This window comes from Cellulomonas gelida, from assembly GCF_006538725.1.
Taxonomy (GTDB): Bacteria; Actinomycetota; Actinomycetes; order Actinomycetales; family Cellulomonadaceae; genus Cellulomonas; species Cellulomonas gelida.
The window spans coordinates 1-5796 of the sequence record NZ_BJLQ01000053.1 but is presented as its reverse complement, the minus strand read 5'-3'; the positions used below and the strand labels follow the sequence as shown (position 1 = coordinate 5796).

Annotated in this window: 3 protein-coding genes and 1 pseudogene; 1 reads left to right on the top strand and 3 read right to left on the bottom strand. The window is 72.3% G+C overall.

Translation table 11 applies throughout. The features are described from left to right. From CGE01nite_RS15575 to CGE01nite_RS15560, 3 genes are all read right to left on the bottom strand, one after another. Nucleotides 1–3443, bottom strand: a 3443-nt coding sequence (locus CGE01nite_RS15575; RefSeq protein ID WP_141371644.1) for a LamG-like jellyroll fold domain-containing protein, incomplete at its 3' end; no start/stop codon positions are given. A gap of 135 nt (nt 3444–3578) precedes the next feature. After that, nucleotides 3579–4274: a DUF4352 domain-containing protein gene (locus CGE01nite_RS17060; RefSeq protein ID WP_170211003.1), complete on the bottom strand. Its 696-nt coding sequence runs from the start codon at nt 4272–4274 to the stop codon at nt 3579–3581. Beyond that, nucleotides 4264–5358 carry an acyltransferase family protein gene (locus tag CGE01nite_RS15560; RefSeq protein ID WP_141371642.1) on the bottom strand — a complete coding sequence of 365 codons (1095 nt, stop codon included), beginning with the start codon at nt 5356–5358 and terminating at the stop codon, nt 4264–4266. The genes CGE01nite_RS17060 and CGE01nite_RS15560 overlap by 11 nt, the downstream gene beginning before the upstream one ends. A 220-nt stretch (nt 5359–5578) precedes the next feature. Here CGE01nite_RS15560 and CGE01nite_RS15555 point away from each other — a divergent pair. Then, a pseudogene (locus CGE01nite_RS15555) lies at nt 5579–5796 on the top strand (polysaccharide pyruvyl transferase family protein); the annotation flags it as partial.

Genomic DNA, 5796 nt, shown 5'->3' with positions numbered 1-5796 from the left:
TCCCACGCGTAGCCGGCGATCGTCCCGTCCGAGTCGGTCGACCCCGAACCGTCGACCGACGCCGTCAGCCCGTCCGTCGAGGAGGTGAACGCCGCCACGGGCGCCACGTTCGGCACCGGGGCCGTCACGCTCACGTCGGCGCTGTGCTCGTCGACGCCGCCGCGGTCGTCGGTGACCGTGAGGGTCACCTCGTACGTGCCGGCGCTCTCGTACTCGTGCGAGGCGGTCACGCCCGTGCCGGTGTGCCCGTCACCGAAGTCCCACGCGTACGTCGCGATCGTGCCGTCCGAGTCGCTCGAGGCGCTCGCGTCGAACGACGCCGTGAGGTCGGCGGTGCTCGACGTGAACGACGCGGTCGGCAGGACGTTGGGCGCCAGACCGGTGCGTCCGAGCGAGTTGTGCAGGGCGATCACCGCAGGCGTGAGCTCCGTGCCGTACACCGCGACCTCGTCGATCGTGCCCGCGAACCACGGCTGCGGGCCCCACGTGGTGTCGCCACCGACGCGCCAGTAGCCGGTGAAGTCCTCGGCGTCCGCCGGTGCGCCCGAGGCCACCTGCGCGCCGTCGACGAACATCCGCATGCCGGTCGGCGACTTCGTGGTCACCAGGTGGTGCCAGGCGCCGTCGTTGTACGACGCCGGCGACGAGATCGTCGTCGTGGCTCCGGTCCAGACACCGAACGTCAGGCGCCCGTCGGTCTCCATGTAGACGTGGCGGTCGTAGTTCGACGACGTACCGGTGTTCGCCGCGCCGAGCCCGATGAGCTTGCCGCCCGCCGTCGTGGTCGTCTTGAACCACAGCTCCTGGCTGAACACCTGCGGGTTCGACCACGTCTGGTTCGAGACGACGAACCCGCCGTTGCCGTTGAACGTCGCAGCGCCGTTCGTGACGCCTGCGAGCGCACCCGCAGCGCCGGGAGTCGCGCCCGTGCGGTAGGTGCCGGGCGAGCCGTACGCGCTGGTGTCGAGCGCGGCAGTGCCCGAGGCCTCGCCGAACCGCCAGTACAGCTCCGGGTCGGAGTCACGCACCGACGCCCCGTACGCGTCCGCCGGGACCGGCGCGACGGCCGTGGTGCGCCCCGTCGCCTCGTAGTGCGAGCGGATCTGCGCCTGCGTGAGGACCCGTCCGTAGACGGCGACCTCGTCGACCGCGCCGTTGAGGTAGTTCGACGACGGCGCGTTCGGGAAGTTCGAGACCCGGTCGCCACCGATCCGCCAGTTGCCCCAGTACTGGCGCAGCCACGTCACGTCGATGCGCTGACCGACGCGCACGCCGTCGACGTACAGCCGCATCATGCCCGGCTCGTAGGTGCCGACCACGTGGTGCCACTGGTTGTCGTTGACCGGGCTCGACGAGCGCAGGTTGACGCGCGACGCCGAGTACAGGCCGAAGCTGACGCGCCCCGTGTTGTCCAGGTACAGGGCACGGTCGCTCGTGTCGGACAGGCCCGACGCGCGGTTGCCGTAGTTGACGATCGAACCGCCGGACGTGCTCGAGCTGCGCACCCAGGCCTCGACCGTGAACTTCTCGGGCGCGTTCAGGGTGGGTGCGAAGCCGGCCGTCGCGCTGCCCGAGCCCGGGAAGCGGGTCGCGGTGTCGGTGTCGTCGGGGATGGCGCCCGCGACGCCGCGCGTGATCCCGGCGCCCGAGGTCGTCATCGGCAGGAACCCGGCGGAGTCCGTGAGCGTCGTGCCGGACGCCTCACCCATGCGGTACTGCAGGTCGGGGCTGTCGGCGCGCACGGCGGCCAGGTAGGCGCTGGTCGCGCCGGAGTCGGCGACGGTCACGGGCATCGTCGAGCTCACGGCACGGTTCCCGAACGGGTCGGTGGCCGTGACGATGTAGTTGATCGACGAGCCGGGCGTGCGCCCGGTGTCCGTGAACCCGAACGCCCGGGGCGTGAACCACGGGTTGGCGGTCAGCGCCTGCTGGTAGATGGGCGTGCTGTTCACCGAGCCGCGGAACACGCGGTAGGTCAGCGTCGTGTTGTCGCGGTCCAGGTTCGCGGCCCACGAGATCCGCACCTCACCCGCGGCGGTCGACTGCGCTCGCGTGCTCCAGTTCGCCCCGGTCATGCGCGGGCCCTGGTCGTTGGGCGCGATCGTCGGCTTCGCGAACCGTGCGAGGCCCTGCTGGAGCCTGCCGTTCACGCCCGGGAACTCGCCACCCATGACCACGTAGTCGTTGGTCGACTCGATCGACCACCCGGCCTGGCCCTGCCCCGTGAACGAGCCCGTGTAGACCTGCGGGTCGAAGTACAGCGCCGCCGGAGCCGGCTTGCCGGCCGAGTGCTGGTATCCGTAGATGTCCGGCGAGTTCGTGCCCTTGGGCGCGACCGTGTACGCGTTGACCATGTGCTGCGTCCACGGCTCCGTCTGCGGGTAGCCGTCCGGGATGTTGCCGCAGTAGTGCGAGTGCGACACCGCGTACAGGACGTCGCCCAGGCGGGTGACGGAGTACGTGTCGCCGTGGCAGTCGGCGATCCAGATCGTCGCGCCGGTGACGGGGTCCGCACGGAACGCACCCTCGAGGTTGCCGCCCGCACCGAAGTGGTAGCCGGTGCCGTACACGCCGGTCTCGTCGGAGTACAGGTCGAGGATCGAGGAGTCGGCGCCCGCGTCACGCACGTCGTTCTCCACCGGGAAGGAGACGCGCTCGCCGGTCACCGGGTCGACAGCGCCCAGGCCGTACCCGGAGGCGCCGGACAGCGTCGTGAACCGCCCGCCGATGACGACCTTCTGCTGGTCGGGCGTCATGGTGAGCGCCGTGACCGCGTCGTTCGCGTCGGCGACCCACGGCCGCAGCGCGCCGGTCGTCCCGTCGAACGCCGCGGCGTAGGCGCGCGGCTGCAGCGCCGCACCCGTCTGCGGCGCCACGGAGGTGAAGTTGCCGCCGACGTACACCGTGCTGTTCGTCGCGACGAGCCCGAGCCCTCGCGAGCCGAGCGTCGGGCGGAAGTTCGGCAGCAGCTGACCGGTCGCGGTGTCCCAGCCGGCGACGCGGACGCGCCACTGGCCGTCCACCTTCTGGAAGTCGCCCGTGACGTAGATACGCGAGCCGTCCGGCGTGCGGGCGATGTGCAGCCCCTGGCCGTCGAGCACGGGCGCGAAGCTGGTGTCGAGCTCACCCGTACGGATGTCGTAGGCGAGGATGTTCGCCCGCGGGGTCGTGTTCACCCCCGCTGCGGCTCCGGCCGGCCGCACGGCCGAGAACGAGCCGACGGCGTACACCTTGTTGCCGACGATCACCTGGTCCCAGACGACACCCTTGTCGATCTGGACCGTGGGGAGCGCCGATGCGCTGACCGTGGCCGGGATGTCCGGGCGTTCGGGATCCCCGGGCGACGAGTCGGCCTGCGCGGGCAGCCCGACGGCCGTGACGATCATGGCGGCGACCGCGACGGACGAGAAGATCCCCCGCACGATGGTCCTGGTAACGCTCACGGCTTCCTCGCCCTCTGCGGCACGCCGCAGTCCGGTCATTCGGGTACAAACCGGACCATAAGGTCTGAGGCCGCCACCTCCCGCGCCCCGACGGAGACTTCACCCGACGACGCCAGGGGTTTTCACCCAACAGGGTCAGGAGATCTGCACGCCCTGTAGCACGACCGGGGAGAAGGTCGCCCCGAGCAGCACCTGCAGCGCGAGGGCGTCGCCCTCGTCGGGGCTCATGAACACGTACACGCCGGTGGCCGACGCGCCGGGTGCGAGGTCGCCCGAGAGGTGGTCGTTGCGCCCGTCGGAGTCGACGGGCGAGAGCGGGACGCCCTCGGCGCCGCCGAACGCCGCCACCGCGACGCCCGTCGTGTCGAGCGCCGCCCGGCCCTGGTTGGTCAGCTCGAGCGTGACGAGGATGCCGGGGCCCACGACGTCGCCGGGGCCCTTCGCCTCGGTCGTCGTCGCCGAGACGCTCGCGACGCGGACCTCGATGCCGTCCGTGGCGACCGGCTCGTCGCCGCGCCCCGTCACCGGCTCCTCGGCACCGAGCGGCGGGACGGGGACGTCCTGCGGGTCGCCCGAGGGCGCGGCGTCGGGCGGCGGGGACGCGGTGCCCGACGCTCCCGTCGGCGCGGTCGTGGCGGAGGCCGGCGCGCTCGCGGTGGGGCTCGCCGACGGGTCCGGTGTCGCGCTCGTCGTCGTGGCCGTGGGCCGGGCGTCCGGCTCGTCGCCACCACCCAGCGTCAGCACCAGGACGACGACCACGACGAGCGCCGCGACGCCGCCGCCGATCCACCACCACCGCTGGGACCCCGTCGCGGACGACTCAACGCTCACTCGTGCCTCTTCCCGATCCGACGGCCTCGACGACCTGCTCCGGCGCGGGTGGCGCGGTCGGCACCACCCGGTTCGCGCGTCGCGCAGGGGCGACGAACGGCATCTCGAACAACCAGCGCACGGGCGCCCGACCCTTGGCGAACGCCAGCGCGGTCCCGACCACCAGCCCGGCGAGGTACGCCGTGCCGATCGTCGCCCACCACGGCGCCCCGGCGTCGCGCGTCCACCGCACGACCACGAGCATCACCGGGAAGTGCGCCGCGTAGTACACGATCGAGCTGCGTCCGACGAACCGGATGGGCCCCGTCCCGCGTGCCCCGCCGAGCCGCGCCGCCAGGTAGACGACGACCACGATCCCGCACAGCGAGAACGGCACGGTAGCCGCCACATAGGTGATGTCGTGCGTCGCCGCCGCGACCGCGAAGCCGAGCGCGGCCAGCCCGCACACGACGAGCGCCGGGCGGTTCGTGAGACGCGCGGGGAGGTCGCCGATCCGGGCCGCGACCCACGCGCCCGCGAAGAAGAAGACCGCGAAGTAGAGCATGCGGTGCAGCAGCGGCGAGGTGACCACCATCGCGGCCGCCCAGAACGCGAGGGGCGGCACCAGCGGCGGCAACCGGCGCAGCAGCGGCGCGACGAGGTAGTAGACGCAGATGAAGAAGAGGAACCACAGGTACGTCGACGGCCAGAACGTGCGGGGGTGCCACACCGGCAGGTCGAACCCGTCGACGAGCCCCAGCACCAGGACCCAGACCACGTAGGGCCAGGCGATCAGCGCGAACTTGCCGCGGTAGTAGACGCCGAGCGGCTTGCGCAGCGACATGGGCAGCAGCAGCCCGGACAGGAACATCAGGGTCGGCATGCGATAGGGCAGCAGAGCGTCGTTGAACGCCACCACCGCCGACGGCACCTCGACGCCCTCGAGACGCGGCAGCGACGTCGCGTGCCACAGCAGCATGAGCAGGATCGCGGCGCCGCGCACGGTGTCCATCCAGACCATGCGGGGCCGCGCGGGCCGGGGCGCCGGGGCGTCCTCCCCCGGGGCGACGGGCGCCTGGCCGGCCGGCTGGTGCTCGGACGTCACGCGCCCTCCTCTCCCGGACCCGCCGACGACGTGCACGCACGCGACGACCGACCGCGTCCCGTGACGCGGCCCTTCGACGCTAGACGCAACCGACGAATCGGGACAGACGGCACTCGGGTGATATGTCGGACAACACGTACTTTGTCGCGCACCGCGCACCTACACTCGCTGCGGTCGAGCCTGCAGGGGGTGCGGCTCATCGGACGACGAGGGGCGGACTGTGCGCGCGCTGGTGCTGTGGGCGGACCACCGCTCGTCGAACCTCGGGGTCCGCGTGCTCGCGGCGGGTGCGGCGGCGCTCGTCGAGCAGGTCCACCCGGGCGCGCAGATCGTCCACCTGCACTACGGGTCGGGGACCGCGCCGACCCCGGTCGGCGACTGGCGGCGGCTGGTCCGCTCGCGCGTCGATCCCCGCGAGCCGCTGCGCGACTGGCTCCC